Source organism: Acinetobacter sp. CWB-B33 (genome assembly GCF_039655955.1).
In the GTDB taxonomy this organism is placed as follows: domain Bacteria; phylum Pseudomonadota; class Gammaproteobacteria; order Pseudomonadales; family Moraxellaceae; genus Acinetobacter; species Acinetobacter bouvetii.
On sequence record NZ_JAGFEU010000001.1, the window covers coordinates 1,120,481 to 1,138,153 of the forward strand.

At 42.7% G+C, this 17,673-nt stretch carries 14 protein-coding genes; 13 read left to right on the forward strand and 1 reads right to left on the reverse strand.

Annotated elements, in window-relative coordinates; all coding sequences use genetic code 11:
- Positions 1 to 282: 282 nt before the first annotated feature.
- The 11 genes from JZ784_RS05420 to JZ784_RS05470 all read left to right on the forward strand — a co-directional run bounded on the left by JZ784_RS05420 (position 283) and on the right by JZ784_RS05470 (position 13,949).
- Positions 283 to 975, forward strand: a complete 693-nt coding sequence (locus tag JZ784_RS05420; RefSeq protein ID WP_346314097.1) for a hypothetical protein — start codon at positions 283 to 285, stop codon at positions 973 to 975.
- Positions 976 to 988: 13 nt separating this feature from the next.
- Positions 989 to 1,492, forward strand: coding sequence for a type VI secretion system contractile sheath small subunit (tssB, locus tag JZ784_RS05425; protein WP_346314098.1), 504 nt, complete (start codon positions 989 to 991; stop codon positions 1,490 to 1,492).
- Positions 1,485 to 2,969: a type VI secretion system contractile sheath large subunit gene (gene tssC / locus JZ784_RS05430; protein WP_005010015.1), complete on the forward strand. Its 1,485-nt coding sequence runs from the start codon at positions 1,485 to 1,487 to the stop codon at positions 2,967 to 2,969. The genes tssB and tssC overlap by 8 nt, the downstream gene beginning before the upstream one ends.
- Positions 2,970 to 3,020: 51 nt before the next feature.
- The gene (locus JZ784_RS05435) at positions 3,021 to 3,524 is read left to right on the forward strand and encodes a type VI secretion system tube protein Hcp (RefSeq protein WP_005010014.1); all 504 of its coding nucleotides are present in this window, start codon (positions 3,021 to 3,023) and stop codon (positions 3,522 to 3,524) included.
- 69 nt (positions 3,525 to 3,593) lie between these two features.
- Positions 3,594 to 4,070, forward strand: a complete 477-nt coding sequence (tssE, locus tag JZ784_RS05440; protein ID WP_346314099.1) for a type VI secretion system baseplate subunit TssE — start codon at positions 3,594 to 3,596, stop codon at positions 4,068 to 4,070.
- Between the two features lie 11 nt (positions 4,071 to 4,081).
- Complete coding sequence (tssF, locus tag JZ784_RS05445) at positions 4,082 to 5,890, forward strand: type VI secretion system baseplate subunit TssF (protein ID WP_346314100.1); 1,809 nt, start codon at positions 4,082 to 4,084, stop codon at positions 5,888 to 5,890.
- Positions 5,854 to 6,849: a type VI secretion system baseplate subunit TssG gene (gene tssG, locus JZ784_RS05450; protein WP_346314101.1), complete on the forward strand. Its 996-nt coding sequence runs from the start codon at positions 5,854 to 5,856 to the stop codon at positions 6,847 to 6,849. Before tssF ends, tssG begins: the two co-directional genes overlap by 37 nt.
- Positions 6,846 to 8,294 carry a hypothetical protein gene (locus JZ784_RS05455; RefSeq protein WP_346314102.1) on the forward strand — a complete coding sequence of 483 codons (1,449 nt, stop codon included), beginning with the start codon at positions 6,846 to 6,848 and terminating at the stop codon, positions 8,292 to 8,294. Before tssG ends, JZ784_RS05455 begins: the two co-directional genes overlap by 4 nt.
- 21 nt (positions 8,295 to 8,315) lie before the next feature.
- Positions 8,316 to 12,176 (forward strand): type VI secretion system membrane subunit TssM, encoded by a 3,861-nt coding sequence (gene tssM / locus JZ784_RS05460; protein WP_346314103.1) that lies wholly within the window; start codon positions 8,316 to 8,318, stop codon positions 12,174 to 12,176.
- Positions 12,177 to 12,216: 40 nt separating this feature from the next.
- The gene (tagF, locus tag JZ784_RS05465) at positions 12,217 to 13,176 is read left to right on the forward strand and encodes a type VI secretion system-associated protein TagF (RefSeq protein WP_346314104.1); all 960 of its coding nucleotides are present in this window, start codon (positions 12,217 to 12,219) and stop codon (positions 13,174 to 13,176) included.
- A 2-nt stretch (positions 13,177 to 13,178) separates the two neighbouring features.
- Positions 13,179 to 13,949, forward strand: a complete 771-nt coding sequence (locus JZ784_RS05470) for an OmpA family protein (RefSeq protein WP_346314105.1) — start codon at positions 13,179 to 13,181, stop codon at positions 13,947 to 13,949.
- A 107-nt stretch (positions 13,950 to 14,056) separates the two neighbouring features.
- Here the strand turns inward: JZ784_RS05470 and JZ784_RS05475 are convergent, their stop codons facing one another.
- Positions 14,057 to 15,493, reverse strand: coding sequence for an amidase (locus tag JZ784_RS05475; RefSeq protein WP_346314106.1), 1,437 nt, complete (start codon positions 15,491 to 15,493; stop codon positions 14,057 to 14,059).
- Positions 15,494 to 15,784: 291 nt separating this feature from the next.
- On the opposite strand from JZ784_RS05475, the gene JZ784_RS05480 reads away from it, so the two are divergent.
- Positions 15,785 to 16,759, forward strand: a complete 975-nt coding sequence (locus tag JZ784_RS05480; RefSeq protein WP_346314107.1) for a transporter — start codon at positions 15,785 to 15,787, stop codon at positions 16,757 to 16,759.
- Positions 16,760 to 16,832: 73 nt separating this feature from the next.
- Positions 16,833 to 17,636: an SDR family oxidoreductase gene (locus JZ784_RS05485; protein ID WP_346314108.1), complete on the forward strand. Its 804-nt coding sequence runs from the start codon at positions 16,833 to 16,835 to the stop codon at positions 17,634 to 17,636.
- The last annotated feature ends 37 nt before the right edge of the window (positions 17,637 to 17,673 follow it).

Consider the following 17,673-nt stretch of genomic DNA (forward strand, 5'->3'; position numbering starts at 1 on the left):
ATATTATTTTTTAAATCAATGCTTTAAGTTGTTTTTTATAATAAAGCGGTCAGCCTATTCTACATATTTTTAAAAAAAAGAAAAATTAATTTGCACTTTTTTCCAAAAAAAATCAAAAAATGACACTTTTTGTTAGATAAATAAAATTTTGTATTGACTTTTAGTGACTGTTTTTTGTTAAATTTGCTCCGTAAAACTAAAAATGATTAGAAAAAGGAAGAATCACAAATTAATAATAAGTGATGAACCTTGCTGATAACGACTAAATTTAGAGAATAATAAATGCATATTTTGACCAAAGGCATGCTTCTCGTGCCGATGATTACTGCTGTCTGTATTGCACAAGTAAGCTATGCCAAGAAAGAAGATTCACTTGAATTGAATAAATCCTGCGTCAAGTTGTATCCGCTGGCGGCTGGAGATACAGATGCTGATTTAATCAGTCTCTATACTCAAATGTGTGATAAAAATAATAGAAAGAATCAAGCGCTGCTTTCAGGGCTGCAGATTCAAATAGCGCAGAAATATCAAGTGCAAGGCTATAATTTAAAAGCCCTTCAAGCTGTTGCTCAATTGCGTAATCAAAATATCAGCACGCCAGAAATGACAGAAGCTGAATTTTTAGCTGGGACGGCCATTTCGCAAAATGCATTAAATTATATGCGCACCGTAGAGCTTCATTCATTATCTGAAGAAGCATATCAGCAGGCAAAAGTATTGGCCGATACAATCCGTTTTGCCCAGCCAGTATTGCAAAACAGAGAAACTGCGTTTTCAGAAAATGCCTATAATAAAAAGAAATCAAATAAAAAAGCGCTACCGAAAATAGCAGCCGTAAAAAAAACCAAAGCGGAAGCTCCGAAAAGTGCAGCAGCTAAGGCGCCTAAAACCAATAGAACAACAGCACCTGCGGTGAAAGAATCTGCCGAAAAAGCTTCAAATTCATCACCATTTGAAACATTCAATAAAAAATAAAAAGGAAAAGAAGATGGCCAAGCGTGAAAGTGTACAGAAAAAATTGCAGCGGATCAGACCTCCGCGAGTGCAGCTGACTTATGATGTTGAAGTAGGAGATGGCAGAGAGATCAAAGAGTTGCCATTTGTTGTAGGGGTTTTGGGAGATTTTTCCGCAGCCTCTGAATTAGAAAAAACCAAACTGAAAGATAAAAAGTTCATTAATGTTGATTTGGATAATATTGATGAAGTAATTGAATCTTTAGCGCCGCGGGCAAATTTTCAAGTCGACAACACCTTGACGGAAGACAGCGGGAAAATATCAGTCGATTTAACGTTTAAATCAATGGATGATTTCCGCCCTGAAAATGTCGTGCAGCAGGTTGATCCGTTAAAAAAACTGGTTGCCGCGCGTGAACGTCTGACCGATTTGCGCAATAAAATTTCCAATAACGAACGTCTGGAAGATCTGCTGGACGATGTACTGCAGAATACTGATCAAGTGCGTAAATTGAGTTTGGAGGCTGAAAATGAGTAATTCGAATTTGGCTGCCGCATCCAATCTTGCAGTGAAAGAAGATTATACTTTGCTGGACTCAATCGTTGAACAAAGCCGCATAGCGCGTACAGACGATGAACATGACCGTGCGAAAAGCCTCATCGGCGAGCTGGCGAAAGAAGTCATGGCAGGGACCATTACCGTTTCTGAAAATATGGCTTTATCTATCGATAAGCGCATTGCAGAGATTGATGCGCTGATTTCAAAGCAGCTGAGCCAAATCATGCATCATGCGGATTTTCAAAAAGTAGAATCAACATGGCGCGGTTTATATTATTTTTGCCAAGAAACGCCCTCTAATTCTTTAATTAAAATCCGCATGCTCAATACAACTAAAAAAGAATTGATTAAAGATTTCCAGGGTGCGGCAGATTTCGACCAAAGCACGCTGTTCAAGAAGATTTATGAAGAAGAGTATGGCTCATTTGGCGGTGCGCCCTATGCAACGCTCATTGGTGATTTTGAATTTGACCGGACGCCTGCAGATATGTATCTGCTGGAGCAAATTTCACATGTGGCCGCTGCTGCGCATGCGCCATTTATTTCAGCAGCCAGCCCAGAAATGTTCGGTTTAGAGACATTTACGGATATAGACCGTCCGCGTGATGTCTCAAAAATTTTTGAAACGGCTGAATATGTGCAATGGCGGTCTTTCCGCGAAAGCGATGATGCGCGCTATGTGGCATTAACCATGCCGCGCGTGCTAGGGCGTTTGCCGTATCACCCTAAAGAAGGCACGGCGACTGAAGGCTTTAACTATGTAGAAGAAGTCTCAGGAGAAAACCATAATGAATATTTATGGATGAATGCGGCATATGCTTTTTCGACCCGTTTGACCAATGCGTTTGATATGCACGGCTGGTGTGCGGCAATTCGCGGTGTTGAAGGCGGCGGCTTAGTGGAAGGCTTGCCTGTGCATACATTTAAAACCCATGATGGCGAAGTTGTCTTTAAATGTCCGACAGAAATTGCCATTACAGACCGTCGTGAAAAGGAACTGAGCGACTTAGGTTTTGTGCCCTTGGTGCATTGTAAAAATACTGATTATGCAGCATTTTTTGGCGCGCAATCTGCACAGAAAGCTAAAAAATATGACAGCGATACGGCCAATGCCAACTCAGCTTTATCCAGTCAAATCCAATACATCATGGCTGTTTCGCGCATTGCGCATTATTTAAAAGCGATGATGCGCGATAAAGTAGGAAGTTTTGCATCTGCGGGAAATGTCGAAGCTTTTCTGAATAACTGGCTTTCTCAATATGTACTGCTGGATGACGGCGCTTCGCAGGAAGCTAAAGCTCAATATCCGCTGCGTGAAGCGTCTGTAAAAGTTGTAGAAAACCCAGCAGCGCCTGGACACTACAAGTCTGTGGTCTTTTTAAGGCCGCATTTCCAGTTGGATGAGTTATCAGTGTCTTTGAGACTTGTTACTGAGCTGCCTCAGTCCTCAAATTAATTTGAGGCAACATAATAATAACTTGAAATTAAAATCAGGAAAAATATAACAATGAAAGATATATACGTACAGTTTCGCGGAAAATATAAAGTCGATGGCGAATCTCGGGATTCTGAACATAAAAATTGGCTGGAAGTAAATTCTTGGTCACATAATATCCGCCAGCCTAAATCAGCAACATCTTCAAGCGTCGGCGGCCATACGGCAGAGCGTGTTGAACATTCAGATATGATTTTTGTAAAAGATTTGGATGCTACCAGTCCAAAGCTTTGGGAAGCATGTTCTGCAGGCTATACATTTGATGAAGTGCAGATTGACTTTTACCGCGCAAATGGCGACAAGCGCATAAAATATCTTCAAATTAAACTGAAGCATGTTTTGGTTTCAAGCGTAACGCCGAATGTAAATGATGAAGGCGTGCCGCATGAGGCATTTGGCCTGAAATATGCCGCTGTTGAATGGACATACAATCAGCAGGATATTAACGGCACGCAAAAAGGCGCTGTAACGAAGAAATGGTCGCTTTCAAATAATACCGCTTCCTACGCTGCATAATTAAAATTGAGATGGAGGCTGATCCTCTTTGGCCTCTATTCTTTGATTTAAAATATTAAAAATAAAAATATGAACTTAGACCAGCTTTATCCTTATGGCTTTAAAACCACTTTATTTGACCGCCTGCTGCCGAATGAACTGTACGAGCAGCAAGGCTTGTCCCTGCAGCAGCTACGCGAATCGGTAGCGTTGGATTTGGAAGATTTGCTGAATAGCCGTACCGCTAAATTAAGTCCTGAAATTGATGATTTTCCATTAGCAAAACAGTCTATTTTACAGTTTGGCATTATTGATTTTGTCGGTTTATCGACATCAAATCCGTCAGACCGGGACAAGATCTGCCAGTCCATTGAACAGTCTATTGCTGCGCATGAGCCCAGACTGAAACAGATTAAAGTCGAAATGCTGATGGAAGGTCATAATATGGGCGCGCTGTGCTTAAGCATTCAGGCTTTTTTAAATATTCACCCTTTATATGAACCCGTCATTTTTGATGCCTTATTAAAACCGACAACACAACAATATGTTATTTCGACTAGAACTTAAGTGGGTTTGCTGTGATTGAAGAGCTGTTACCGTATTATGAAAAGCAACTGCAGGAATTTGGCCAGCAATCTCGTGAATTTGCGCATAAGTATCCAAAAATTGCGCAGCGTTTATCGTTAAACCAAGAGCAGATTGATGACCCGCATATTGAAAGGCTGATACAGGCCTTTGCATTAATTGCTGCAAGAATTGATAAAAAATTGACAGACAGCTATGACCTGTTTACGCGTTCAATTTTTGAGGTCATGTTTCCTCAGTATCTCAAACCTTTTCCAGCCAGTTCGATCATTTCATTTGAGGACAGCAGCAAAATCAAACAGCTGACGGAAGTGCATCATATTCCTCGCGGGACAGCCTTAAAAGCTAAAAGTATCCGCGGTGTGCAATCTGAGTTTTCGTCAGTGCAGGACGTCCGTCTGCTGCCTATTGCAATTAAACAGCTGCAGTTTAAAGCGCATCCCACAGCGCATATGCACTTAAACCAAAATGCAACGATCAGTTTAAGTTTTGAAGTCTTCAACCAAAAACATGCGCTACTGAAGATGGAAAAAATTCCGATCTTTTTGGATGCAATTTCTAATTTCCCCTTACAGGTATTGGACAGCATTTTTCAAAAAACCACGATCTTTTCAATTAAAGCCGGTCAGCAAACTTTTGACATTGCAAATCCGTTTACATTAGGCGGCTTTCAAGAGCAGGAAAGCATTCTGCCTATTGATCAGCATACCCATCAGGCTTACCGGCTATTGATGGAATATTTTTGCTGTCCGGAAAAATACAGTTTTTTAACATTAAATTTAGATTTTTTGCAGTTTTTAAATGCTTCTCAAAGCGCGTTTGAAGTGCAGATGCACTTTAAGCTTAATTTAAATGATCAGGCTGTCTTGCGGAACTATGCGGAATTAAGCACGGCAAATTTCAAATTATTTTGCACACCCATTGTGAATCTATTTAAAAAGCAGGCTGAACCGCAAAAAATTGACCATAAGCGCATGGAGTATCCCTTAATTACGGATGTTCACTATCCTGAATATTATCAGGCATATTCCATTTTAAGCATGAACATGATCCGTGAAAAAAGCAGTCAAGATCAGGTGCTTCATCCTATTTTGCCTTTTTTTGCAATGAGTCATTACCATCAGGAACAGGTGAATTTCTTTTATAGCTTGAATGGGTCATTGCATAAGAATAAGCGCCAGGAATTATCTTATTCAGTGCTTTCAAAACATTTAGAACCTCACCGCACACAGTCTGATTTTATCAGTATTGAACTGCTTTGCTCGAATCGGGATTTGCCTTATGAAAGCTACAATAAAGAGCACAATATTTTGACCTTAAACGACAGCAGTTTGGCGCGCCGGGCAGTGATGCTGAAAAGGCCAAATAAGCCCTATTATTTTGAGCAGAATAAGCAAGAACAGTGGCGCATTATTTCTCATTTGTCACTGAATACCCTGTCATTGATGAAAGGGGATGCTGTTGCTCATCTTAAAGAATTGCTTGAATTATATAACTTGCCAAAATCACGTGAAAATCAAATCATTATAGATGCGATTCAAGCGCTGGATTTTGAATTGACGCAAAAACTGGTAAACAGTCAGCCTTATCCATTATTTGTCCGCGGCGTCAAAGTCAAAATCGGCATTCAGTCTGAGGTATTCCGCGGCCACAGCCTCTATATTTTCAGCCAGTTATTGGCGCAAGTCTTTAATTTAAAAGTGCAAATGAACAGCTATGTGGATGTAACTGTTTATGATATTCAATCTCAGCAGGAGCTATACCAATGCGTGCAGAACGTTGGTGGCAAAATGCTTCTGTAATTGAAGATTTGCTGAACAATCCGGCATCATTCGAGTTTATTCAAGCGGCCCGTTTATTGAGGCATATGCCATATTTGGAGAAAGACCGGCATTGGGCGTCAGATTTCCGATTTAACAGCTCACTGACACTGAATTTCCCGGAAAGTGAAATTGAAGCGCTGCATGTTGATGGTGAACAAGTGCATATGACCAATTTGGTGGTCGGCCTAACGGGCATACAAGGTTCTCTGCCATACAGTTATACCAATAAAATTAAATTAAGCAGCCGCCAGCAGACCGCTGAGGCGCATCAATTCTTAAATTTATTCAATCATAAACTGACCGCGCAATATATTGATGCCAGCCTCAATTACAATCTGCCTGTGCGTTATGAAATTGATAATGAAAATAATTACTTAGATATTATTCATGCTTTAAATGGCTATATTAAAGGCCATCATGGTCAAACAGGGCTGGAAGATTATTTCGCGGAGTTTTCAGGGCTGATGCAGGGGCAAACCAATGCGGTATATGCGCTGAAAACGATTTTGAGCTGTGTTTTTGATGCAAATTTTGAAGTCCAAGAATATATTCCCGTCAAATTCAGCTTAGCGGATGAACAGAAAACTATGCTGGGCGGGGCAATCTCAAGCTGTTTGGGCATCAATACTTTTTGCGGTGAAACTGTGCGTCAAATAGACGACAAGATCGAACTGGTGATTGGCCCGTTAAGCCAGCAGGATTATTTAAGCTTTCTGCCGCGGCGTCCGATGAGTGAAAAACTGAAACAAATCATCAGCACATGGTGCAGCCCTACACTGAAGGTTGATGTGCGCCTGATCTTAAAAAAAGACCATATTCTGCCTGCCTGTTTAGGCTTGAACACTGCAGCTGGCTTAGCACAGGGAACATTCCTGAGCCCAAATTCATCCATGGACAATGCTGAAACCTGTTATGCATTAATAGGGGATATACAATGATTAAAATAATAATAACGGCTTTTGCCGCCTTAGCTCTTGTCATCAATACATGTGTTATTTATTACTGGCGCGATACTGCTTTTGATCCGGCCAATTCAGATTTAATAAGCTATCTCGTAATTTTACCGATGCTTATCACTGCGCTTGTTCTATCACCTTATTTTATCTTTAAGGCGATTCAGCGCTACAAAGCAAAGAAAGAAAAGAAATTGCAGCTGGCTGCTGATTTTGAACAGCGGACTGCAGAAAATATCAGCGGGGAGCAAAAGGAAAAATCCACTCAAAGCAGGCAGTTCGCTCTCAATATTTTTTCATCAGCTGCGCGGCATAGTTTTGGTGAAAATGAATCGATTCTTGCACAGTATAAGCAATTTAGAAGCCCTGAACTGGATTCAGATTTGCTTAATGCTTATGGCTTGCCCGTTTTATCTTTACGGATTCAAGATTTAGATGATGCAGTTGAAGCGGAAGATGATGATTCAATCCAGTTATCCCGGCGCGAGAAAAGAATCCGCCAGCTGATTAAGCATCAACTGGAACAGCATGCAGATACGTTATCTGCCGCAGCCGAACATTTAAAAAACTCCGCCATGTTTTATGACAGTGAAATAGCATATCAATACCGGATGCATCCCGCATGGACTGGAGAGCGTCGGGCAGAGGATGATTTTGAGGAAGATGCAGGAGGAATGGCTGAACCTATTTCCAGATTGAATAAGCTTTGCATTCATATTCTGTTGCCTGAAAGCATGATTCATCATTGGAATGATGAATCATGCGCACGCATGCAGCATCTGCTGGCAGAGCAGTTTTCAATTTTGCTTGCGCAAATTGAAATTAAACAGCACTTTGTCAGTCATCAGACTTCCTATATTGAATGGTTAACGCTTTTAGAACAAATCGCACAGCAGGAATATGTTTTTAATCTCATTATTAGCGCTGACTCTGAGATAGATCAGGATTGGCTGGATGAAAAATATTGGCAATCGGAACAGTATATTGCGGCTGAATATGCGTCCAGCTGGTGCATTGCCGGTTTAAATACTGAAATCAGCGGCTTGATGCCGCAAAAAACGCTCAAAATTATGCTGGATGAAGCCAGTATTGAAAGCTTCTTGCTGAAAAACCAGCTTCAAAGCCATCAGCAGTACCAGCAGGACGAACCTTTTATGCTGATTTTAGATGATGCGCTGAATATCAAAACCTCAAAGCAGCTGCAGCGGAAATTTGCCAATTCTTTGATTGAACCGCACCATTTTTTATATACGCACTCCAGTCTTGGGAATACTCAGCAGCTGGCAAAAATTTTCAGCTTCATGCTGGGCATGCATTTGGCTGAAGAGTTAATCAGCATGGTTTTCAGCATCGAGCTAGATCACGCATATTCATTTTTTGAAGCGTATCAAGAAGAACAAACTGATAAAGAATTGCTTCATTCATCATAATAAAACCAATAAGAGAAACACGTGAATACATTATTTTATACCTTGCTGAGCTATGTCTGGCAGTATGTGACCAATCCTAAAGCAATTATGGCGCTTTCATTTTTTGTGGCCATTTTAGCCATGCATAATGCCGTACCGGATAAAGTGTTTTGGATTATTGTAACTGTCTATATTTTCAGTCTGATCATTTGGGGCATTTACGAGCTGGTTCAGCATTACCGCCATGGCAAGCAAGGCGAAATACTGTCTGAAGCGATTTCTAAAGATACAGAAGCAGAATACGGAAAAATTAAAAATAAAGAGGAATTGCAGCTGATTAATCAGCAAATGAAGGATTCGATACAGCTCATTCGGAAATCGAAATTAGGGGATAAAAAAGGCAGCGCTGCACTGTATGAATTGCCTTGGTATATGGTGATTGGCAATCCAGCAGCAGGCAAAAGTTCAGCCATTTATAACTCCGGATTACGGTTTCCATTTGAAGAAACACATCAAAAAATGGTCTCCGCGGGTTTAAGCGGGACACGAAATTGTGACTGGTTCTTTTCTACCGAAGGTGTTCTGCTGGATACGGCGGGACGCTACTCCGTTTATGCAGAAGATCACTCGGAATGGCTGGGATTTCTCAATATCTTAAAGAAAAACCGCACTAAAGCGCCGATTAATGGCTTGATTGTGATTGTCAGTGTGGCGGAACTGGTCAGCCAAAGCCCTGAAAAATCGATTAAATTGGCTAAAAATTTACGCGCTAGAATTCAAGACTTAACCGACTGGCTGGAAATTTTTGCGCCAGTCTATTTAGTGTTCTCAAAAATGGATTTGATTGCTGGATTTACGGAGTTCTTTGACTGCTATGACAGTGATGAGTTTGACCAAGTTTGGGGCGCCACTCTGCCGTATGATCCAAATTCTTCAGAAAATTCTGTAGAGCTGTTTGAAAAGCATTACAGCATTTTATATGACGGCTTAAAAAGTGTCAGCACGACACATTTGAGCCGCAGGTACTCGCAGAACATTTCCCCAAGCGTGATGACCTTTCCTTTAGAATTTAAAAGCTTAAAACCTGTATTGAAAACGTTTATCGGGACGCTGTTTCAGGAAAATCCTTATCAGTTTAAACCCGTATTCCGCGGCTTTTATTTTACCAGCGCTTTGCAGGAAGGCATGATAGAAAGTCCAATGACTGAACAAATTGCTGAAGATTTTCATCTAATTAAGGGGGATGACAGTGATTATGGCGTACCGACTAATTCAATATCCCAAGATCACGGCTATTTTCTGAAAGGGCTGTTTTCCAGTGTTATTTTAAAAGATAAAAATTTAGTCAAGCAGCATATCAATCCTGCACGCAAGCGCCAGCGGTTTTTATTATTTATTGGCGCTTTATGCGCAGTCGCTATTCTTTTAAGTTTATGGGTCTGGTCATATCGGAATAATCAGCAATTAATTGCGGAGGCCAATGCGGATTTGGCCAAAGTAGTTCAGATGGAGGCGCGTTCAGGCAGCGAACTGTCTACCCAGCTGGATGCCTTGCTGATTTTGCAGGGGCATCTGCAGCAGTTGGATCATTTTGAACAAGAACGCCCTTTAAAATACAGTTTTGGCTTATATCAGGGCAATAATATCCGGGAAAAGCTGAAAACCGAGTATTTAAAGGGTATTCAGCAGATTGTCTTGATGCCTGCACAGCAAAATATGGGGCAATATCTGCAGCGTGTGAAGGCCAATGAAGCCGTGCTGAAAGAAAATCATATTAATATCCAGCTGAATCAAGCCGTCCGTACGAATCAGCCTTTTTCAGAGCCAGCGGATACGAATCCGCAAGATGCATATAATGCTTTAAAAGCATATTTAATGCTCAGCAATCCGCAATATATGGAATCGAGTCATTTAAGTGATCAAGTCACACGCTTCTGGCGTTCATGGCTGGATGCGAACCGCGGTTCATTGCCGCGCAATGAAATGATTTTGAAGGCGGAACAAGTTTTATCTTACGCGATGACGCTGGCCAATGATCCTAAGTTTCCGCGTTTGGAATCTGATGCAAATCTTGTGGATCAAACCCGTCAAATTTTAACTTCGATTAGCACAGGCATACCGGCGCGCGACCGGGTTTACAATGAAATCAAAATGCGCGGATCTGTACGGTTTCCAGCACTGACAATTAAGCAGATTGTTGGTGAATCAAGTCAAAACAGTATGCTCGGCAGTTATGCATTGCCAGGGATATTCAGTTATCAGGCTTGGAACGGCTATGTAAAAGAGGCCATAGAACAGGCAGCCAACAGTCCAACGGACAGCAAAGATTGGGTGCTGAATATGACCCAGTCGGATGATTTGACTTTCAGCGGCAGTCCTGAGCAAATCCGCAAGCAGCTGACCGAGCTGTATAAGCAGGAATATATTGCAGAATGGCGGAAATTTTTAAATGGAATTCACTATGCTAAGAATGCGGACTTTAAACAGCAGGCAAAGCATATGGATATCTGGGGCGAGCCTGAAAACTCCCCAATCCGTGCAGTACTGGAACGCACTGCTAAAGAAACCAGCTGGGATAATCCTGCGGTACAGGCTGAATTAGCAGCGCCTAAAACAGGATTTGCGGCTTGGTTTAAGCGTAAAGTGCTTAACCGTGATGAAGCCAAACTGGCGCAGCAGAATATGCCAGCTGCTGTTCAAGGCGTGATCGCAAAAGAATTTCAAATGTTCTATCAAATTGTCCGCAAGCGTGACGATCAGCAAAATAAATCACTGCTGGATGAATATATGCTGTCGATGGGACAAGTGCGCAGCAAACTGAACGATTTGCGCAGTGCGGGCGATTTTGGCCCAGCCAGCATGACTTTGGCTAAGCAGACGATCAACGATCAAAATTCGGTATTCAACAGCACTCAAAAGTATGTCGATGAAAAAATGGCTGTTGGGTTAAAAGAATCTGATCAGCAGCTGTTGCATAAACTGCTGATAGCGCCGTTGACGCAGTCCTTTGAGACACTGTTAACACCAGCGCAGGATGAAATGAACAAGCTGTGGATGCTGCAGGCTTATCAGCCCTTTTCAACTAATTTACTCACAAAATATCCATTCAATCCGAGCGCAAATTTGCAGGCGACCAGCAATGAAATTAATCAGATTTTTGGTGAAAGCGGCAGCATTGCGCGTTTTGTCAAAGAATATCTGGATCCCTTTGTCATCCGCCGCGGCTATACCTTAACCTCTAAAACGTGGCAGGATTTAGGCATTGGCATTAACCCGCAATTTGCGGCCAATTTCCAAAATTATGTATCGCCCAGCAATGGAATGGCCACAGGTGAATTGGATCAGCCTGCAGCTGTTGCCGTACCTTCTAATCAGTCAAATTTCCAGTTCTATCCATTGGAAAATCAACAGCTGCTGTCTTATACCATTGATATTGATGGACAAAGAATGGTGTTTGAAAATGGTGTACAGCAATGGGTGAATTTTGTATGGCCAAATAAAGGGGCAATACCCGGAGCGAGAATTACCGCAATTGATTTGGAAGGGAAAACTCATACGATTTTCGATGAGCCTGGCGAATATGGCATTAACCGTCTAGTCGAAGGTGCGGAACGCACACAAAAGGGCGCCTCTTTTGAAATGGTGTGGCGTAGCAAGCAAGATGCCAATGTATTTGTCAAAGTAAACTTCCGCTTAGTAAGCGGCAGCAATGCCGGCAATATTGGTTCAAACCCGGGCTATAGAGGCATGGCGCTGGCTAGTCAAGTGGTCATGAATAAAGCGGTTCGGGTTGTTGCAGCGCAGGAAATGCCTGCTGGTTCGATGCCGGCTCCTGCATCAGCCGCTGCAGCTGGTTTAACAGCGTCGCTCCAAGCTGGACAAACTGGAGGAACTGGACCATGAAGGCATTGAAGATTTATAGGGGCATACCGGAGAAATGCTCATGTATGACGTAAAAACGACGCCGCTTTATTATGGAAAATGCCCAGCGCGCGGTGATTTTTTAAAGTCACGCGGGCAGTACGTTTTGATTCAGCTGATTGATCAATGGGTGACTGAAGCGCTGGAAATAGCAATGCGTTCAGAGTATTTTCAAGAGGCTTATTCTAAACTGCCGTCTTTAGATTTTTTTATTGCCAGTCCGCAAGATAAACGGTTTTTGGCCGCGAATTTAATCAGCAGTGAGGACAGTTCAGGGCGGCAGTTTCCGATGGTTCTGTGCCATCTGCTTGAATTGGATGACCCTTTTGACAACATTATCTTTGCGCCATACCGCTATAAGCTGACTTTAATCGATTTGTATCAGCGCAACCGAATAATGCGGTCAATCCGTGATCCTGATATTTTACTGGATAAGCTGAGCAAGCTTTCAGATGAAATTCAGATTTTCGGCACAGAAGAAACCGCGTCTTTTTATGAGCATCATACCGTGCATTCTTTTGCCAAAATGCTGAATTTAACGCCTTATCTATTGGCGCAAAGCATGATTGGCTTAGGGCTGCTGCTGCAGCCGATTATTCGGCATGGCACCTCACGCTTAAATAAAGTACTGATTTTACCCATCAGCAATATCAGCTATTGCTATGAAATTGCCGCATTTTGGGTCAACTTAATCAGCCGGTTCATCGAAAGCCAAAATGCAGAGCTGCTGATCGGCATCCTGCACAGTGAGTCTCCAAAACTGCTGATTGGCTTTCAAGGCGCTGATATTAGGGCGCTCAGCAGCATTTTCACCCAAGATATCAGCAATGATCATTGGGTGTCGCTCATTGACGCACAATGGATTGATCCATATTTAGAGCAGAATGCCGGGCTTGCAGCCTTAGAACAGGCATTAAGCGAGCGACAAATCAGCCTGACACAGGCAATTAAACTGTTCCGACAAACTTTTATAGATGAATAACGATGAATAAATATAAAAAAAAGAGTGGGTTGAGTAAATTCTTGCTCATTGTTTTGCCTATAGTCAGTGTTTTATCTTATGCGCAGAAGCCTGTTGTGATCGAAGGCGCTGTGCCGACTGATGCAGCAAAGCAGGAAATTTTAAACAAAGCGTATATGACGTATGGACATGAAAATGTGGTAGATAAAATACAGGTGCGGACGGTGGCAGCGCCAAATGGCTGGAGCAGCAATGTCAGCAATATGATTGGCGATGATTTGAAAAAAGTGCAGCAGGGACAGTTGTCGGTTCGCGGTACGCAAGTGAATTTAACCGGGAAAATCACCAATCCTCAGGAGATACAGCAGACATCAACAAAAATGCAAAGCCTTGTGCCATCAAACTTTAAAGTGAATACACAATTAACTGTAAATGCTGCAGAACAGCAGATCATTGATGCCGCGTTAAAAAACCGAATCATTGAGTTTGAATCCGGCAGTGCCGTTTTAGCGGCATCCGGTATGCAGATCTTGAATGAAATGGCGGTCGCTTTAAATAAGGTTGGCGGCAAAAAAGTCAAAATTATTGGCCACACCGACAGTTCAGGTGACGGCGCTAAAAATTTAGCCTTGAGTCAGGAACGGGCGGCAGCGGTTAAAAATTATTTAGTGAGCAAGAGCATCGCCGCTGACAGTATGAGTGCTGAGGGATTAGGCTCAAATAGGCCTGTCGCGGATAATGCGACGCCTGATGGCCGTAAAAAGAACCGCAGAATAGAATTTGAAGTGCTGTAAAAGATCAATTAAAAAACCGCTTTACGCGGTTTTTTAGTTGATCTTGCTTTAAAGGTTAATCAAATGTAATTGCAATAAACATACACTGTGATGATAGGGGCCGAAAATTATTCCGAGCCCACCTGCTGCGCATTAATTTTAGTCCATGGCTGCGCTTCTTCCAGTTCAAATGCCAGTTCTAAAAGCGTCCGTTCATCCCCTAAATTTGCGGACAATTGCATGCCTATAGGCAGGCCATGGGCTGTAGTTGATCCCATCGGCAGAGAAATTGCGGGCGCGCCGGCAATATTCTGTATCGGCGTGAAGGTGACATAATTTTGAATTCTTGCAAATAGTTCATCAAAAGGCAGCTGCGGTGAGATATAGCCCAGTTTTGGCGTAGTGTGCGCCAGTACAGGAGACAGCAGGACATCAAACTGGGTGAAGATCTGCTGATATTCATGACGGATCTGCTTCAAACGGTGTAAAAACAACGGCGTTTTATAAAAATTCTTTTTATATAGTTTTGATAGCCCGACCGTTAAGTGGTCCAATTCTCCAGGCTGAAAATTTGAACCAAACAGCTGTTTGCCAAATGTTTGCAGCAGAAAAGAGAGAAACCCCCAGTACTGGCTGAAGTCATCGACAAAATTTTGTGAAAAAGGCAGCTGGAAATACTCGACATCGTGCCCCAAACTTTCCAGCAGTTTTGCTGTTTTTTCAAGTGTGGCGCTGGTTTCGGCATCTACAGTGCCAGTAATTGAGCGCTGCGCCACGCCGATGCGCAATTTGCGGTTTGATGCATGTTCAATCAATCCAATTTTCGGCAAATTCACATTATAAAAACTGCGCTCCATACCCGCAATAAAGTGTGCAGTATCACGCACACTGCGGCTTAGAATGCCTTCTGAAATAATATTGATGGGCAGTTTTGCGGCCGCCTCACTGTCATACGTCCGCCCCCGGGTTGGCTTGAGGCCAATTAAACCGCAGCAGGCAGCAGGAATGCGGATCGAACCGCCGCCATCATTGGCATGTGCGACAGGGACGACGCCGGCAGCCACCAAAGCGGCTGAACCGCCTGAAGATGCGCCGCTGGAAAATGCGGTATGCCACGGATTCAGTGTTGCAGAACCGTCTTTATATTCAGTTGTGGCATTTAAGCCAAATTCAGGCATGGTGCTTTTGCCTAAAAAGATAAAACCTTGATCGGCCAGCTGCTGGCTGAATTGAGGCGTTTGCGTAATGGGCGGTGTACGAATGGCCCGAGAACCATGGTGGGTTGGCAGCCCAGCTAAATCGGTATTGTCCTTCATAAAAAAAGGCACACCTGAAAAAATGCCTTTATTGGGCAGCTGGCTGTTTTGCAGCGCTTTTTCAAATTGTTCAAATTGAATCGCATTCAATACAGGATTGACTGTTTCAGCGCGTTTAATGGCGGCTTGAACAGCTTCTTGAGCCGAAATCTCTTTATTTTGAATGAGCTGTGAAATTTTTACTGCATCAAAATCTTCTAAAACATCATTGGTGAAACTATGTACACGTGAGCTGCGCTGTACTTCCATGATTCAATCCTGATTTTTCTTTTAATGAAATGAAAATTGATAAGATATATTTTGACAACACTAATTGTCAAATTTTATATTTAAAAGCGGACCATAGAGGAAATGTCCATGCAGGTGAAAGGACTGCTGCAAATAGTCATTCCTCCAGTCGAACTTATGCATAGATTCAATGGCTGTTGATGATATTTCTATCTAATACATAGATATCTGCTTTGTGGTTTTTTGACTGACTATCGACACGTATTTTCAATAACGTTGAGTTGAAAATTAAACATGGCTATGGAGTCAGCAATGTTAAAACAACAAGTGAAGCAGGTATTTGCTTTCAGTCTTCTGAGTATTTCTATTTCTCATACGGTTTGGGCTTTAGAGCCGGGGGCATCGCCGCAAGCGCCGGCAGGCAATACCATGGGTATTCCGCTCAGCGCGCCACTACCGCCAGGCCTGTACTATACAAGCTCGACGAAGCACCTTAATGGCCAGCTCAAGGATGACAATGGCGATAATATGGGGCTGAAACTGAATGCGCCAGCATCGACATCAATTTTTATTTATACGCCTGGACTGCAGCTGTTAGGCGGTGATTACCGCGCTTGGATGGCGATTCCATTCATTATGGCGGAAGAAGATATCAGCAATCCGATGCTTGGCGATGTTGGCAAGCATTCAAATAACAATATCGCCAATATTGATGTGCATTTTGCCGATATTGCATGGACATTGAATCCTGGGCAATTTGTCAGTGCAGGTTTAGGCGCCATTACCACGACGGGTTCATGGAAACTCGGGGGGACAAATACCAGCGGCGAATATTGGTCGCTTAACCCGCGGGTTGGCTATAGCTTAATGAATCAGAATTGGAACATTTCCCTAGAATCACATTATTTCTATAACTTTGAAAATGACGATACCAAATACGATTCTGGCGATGAGTTCTTCTTTGACGCCACTGTGCTGAAAAAATTGGATTCAATCCATCAGGGCTTGCAAATTGGCCCCATTGGCTATGTGCGTGAGCAGGTGACCAGTGATGAAAATAATGGCACAGCGTATTACGGAACCACAAATGGCAAAGCGCGCCAGATTGGCCTTGGCGTTCAAGTTCTGAAAGATTTCGGCCGCGGATTATTTGTAGGCCTCAGCTGGTCTAAAGATATTGAAACTAAAAATGCAGTCAGCAATGATGGTCGTTTTGCTTTGAATATTTCAGTTCCTGTATATATGAAACACAAACCAAAACCTGCAAATGTGCCGTCAGAGCTGTAATTAAAATAATGTGGAAACTGAGGGCTTAAAATAAAAGGCTCTCTGATCACACACTCATCAAGGAAGAGGCAATATGCTGCAAAATCACACGATATTAATCACTGGCGCGGGCTCAGGCTTGGGGCTGGGCATTGCCAAGTACTGTAAGGCTCAAGGCGCTCAAGTCATTGTGACGGATATTGATCAAGATAAACTGCAGCTGATCGCTTCAGCGTTTGATGAGCAGGATTTATTGCTGCGTTGTGACGTTACTCAGATTGCTGATTTACACACGTGTAAATCAGCCATTCAGGCGAAATATTCAAAATTGGATGCAGTGATTGGCGCCCAGGGGATCTTTGATGGCAACCTGCCGATTCAAAGCATGACAGCAGAACATTTAGATCAGTTATTTGATGAGATGTTCCATGTCAATGTGAAGGGGTATTTGCTGACGGCACATATTTTTGCTGATTTGCTGAAAGCCAGCAAAGGAGCATTGGTTTTTACCACCTCTACAGCCGCTTATGCCGCGGACGGCGGCGGTGCGGTCTATACGGCGACTAAAGGCGCAATCCGAAGTTTAATACAGCAATTGGCTTTCGAGTTTGCACCCGAGATCCGTGTCAATGGCGTAGCGCCAGCTGCGATTGGCAACAGTCAGCTGAAAGGCCCGAAAGCCTTGAATTTGGATCATCAAAAGCAATCCGATATTCCAAAAGATGCTTTTTTAAATCTATTCCAGTCCATAAGCCTGCTGCAAGATTTGCCTGATGCAGAGGATTATGGGGCAATTTATGCCTTTTTGGCCTCACAGCACAATAAAGTCATGACGGGGCAAACCATCGTGGCGGATCAAGGCTTGCTGAATCGGGCGGTTTTAACTCAAGCGCATTAAATCAGCATTTAACAATCAAACATAAAGCGGCGCTGGC

Excerpts from the sequence above, each read along its gene's own strand:
- JZ784_RS05420 (WP_346314097.1), top strand. The coding sequence starts at position 283 with ATGCATATTTTGACCAAAGGCATGCTTCTCGTGCCGATGATTACTGCT.
- tssB (WP_346314098.1), top strand. The coding sequence starts at position 989 with ATGGCCAAGCGTGAAAGTGTACAGAAAAAATTGCAGCGGATCAGACCT.
- tssC (WP_005010015.1), top strand. The coding sequence starts at position 1,485 with ATGAGTAATTCGAATTTGGCTGCCGCATCCAATCTTGCAGTGAAAGAA.
- JZ784_RS05435 (WP_005010014.1), top strand. The coding sequence starts at position 3,021 with ATGAAAGATATATACGTACAGTTTCGCGGAAAATATAAAGTCGATGGC.
- tssE (WP_346314099.1), top strand. The coding sequence starts at position 3,594 with ATGAACTTAGACCAGCTTTATCCTTATGGCTTTAAAACCACTTTATTT.
- tssG (WP_346314101.1), top strand. The coding sequence starts at position 5,854 with ATGCGTGCAGAACGTTGGTGGCAAAATGCTTCTGTAATTGAAGATTTG.
- JZ784_RS05455 (WP_346314102.1), top strand. The coding sequence starts at position 6,846 with ATGATTAAAATAATAATAACGGCTTTTGCCGCCTTAGCTCTTGTCATC.
- tagF (WP_346314104.1), top strand. The coding sequence starts at position 12,217 with ATGTATGACGTAAAAACGACGCCGCTTTATTATGGAAAATGCCCAGCG.
- JZ784_RS05470 (WP_346314105.1), top strand. The coding sequence starts at position 13,179 with ATGAATAAATATAAAAAAAAGAGTGGGTTGAGTAAATTCTTGCTCATT.
- JZ784_RS05475 (WP_346314106.1), bottom strand. The coding sequence starts at position 15,493 with ATGGAAGTACAGCGCAGCTCACGTGTACATAGTTTCACCAATGATGTT.
- JZ784_RS05480 (WP_346314107.1), top strand. The coding sequence starts at position 15,785 with ATGTTAAAACAACAAGTGAAGCAGGTATTTGCTTTCAGTCTTCTGAGT.
- JZ784_RS05485 (WP_346314108.1), top strand. The coding sequence starts at position 16,833 with ATGCTGCAAAATCACACGATATTAATCACTGGCGCGGGCTCAGGCTTG.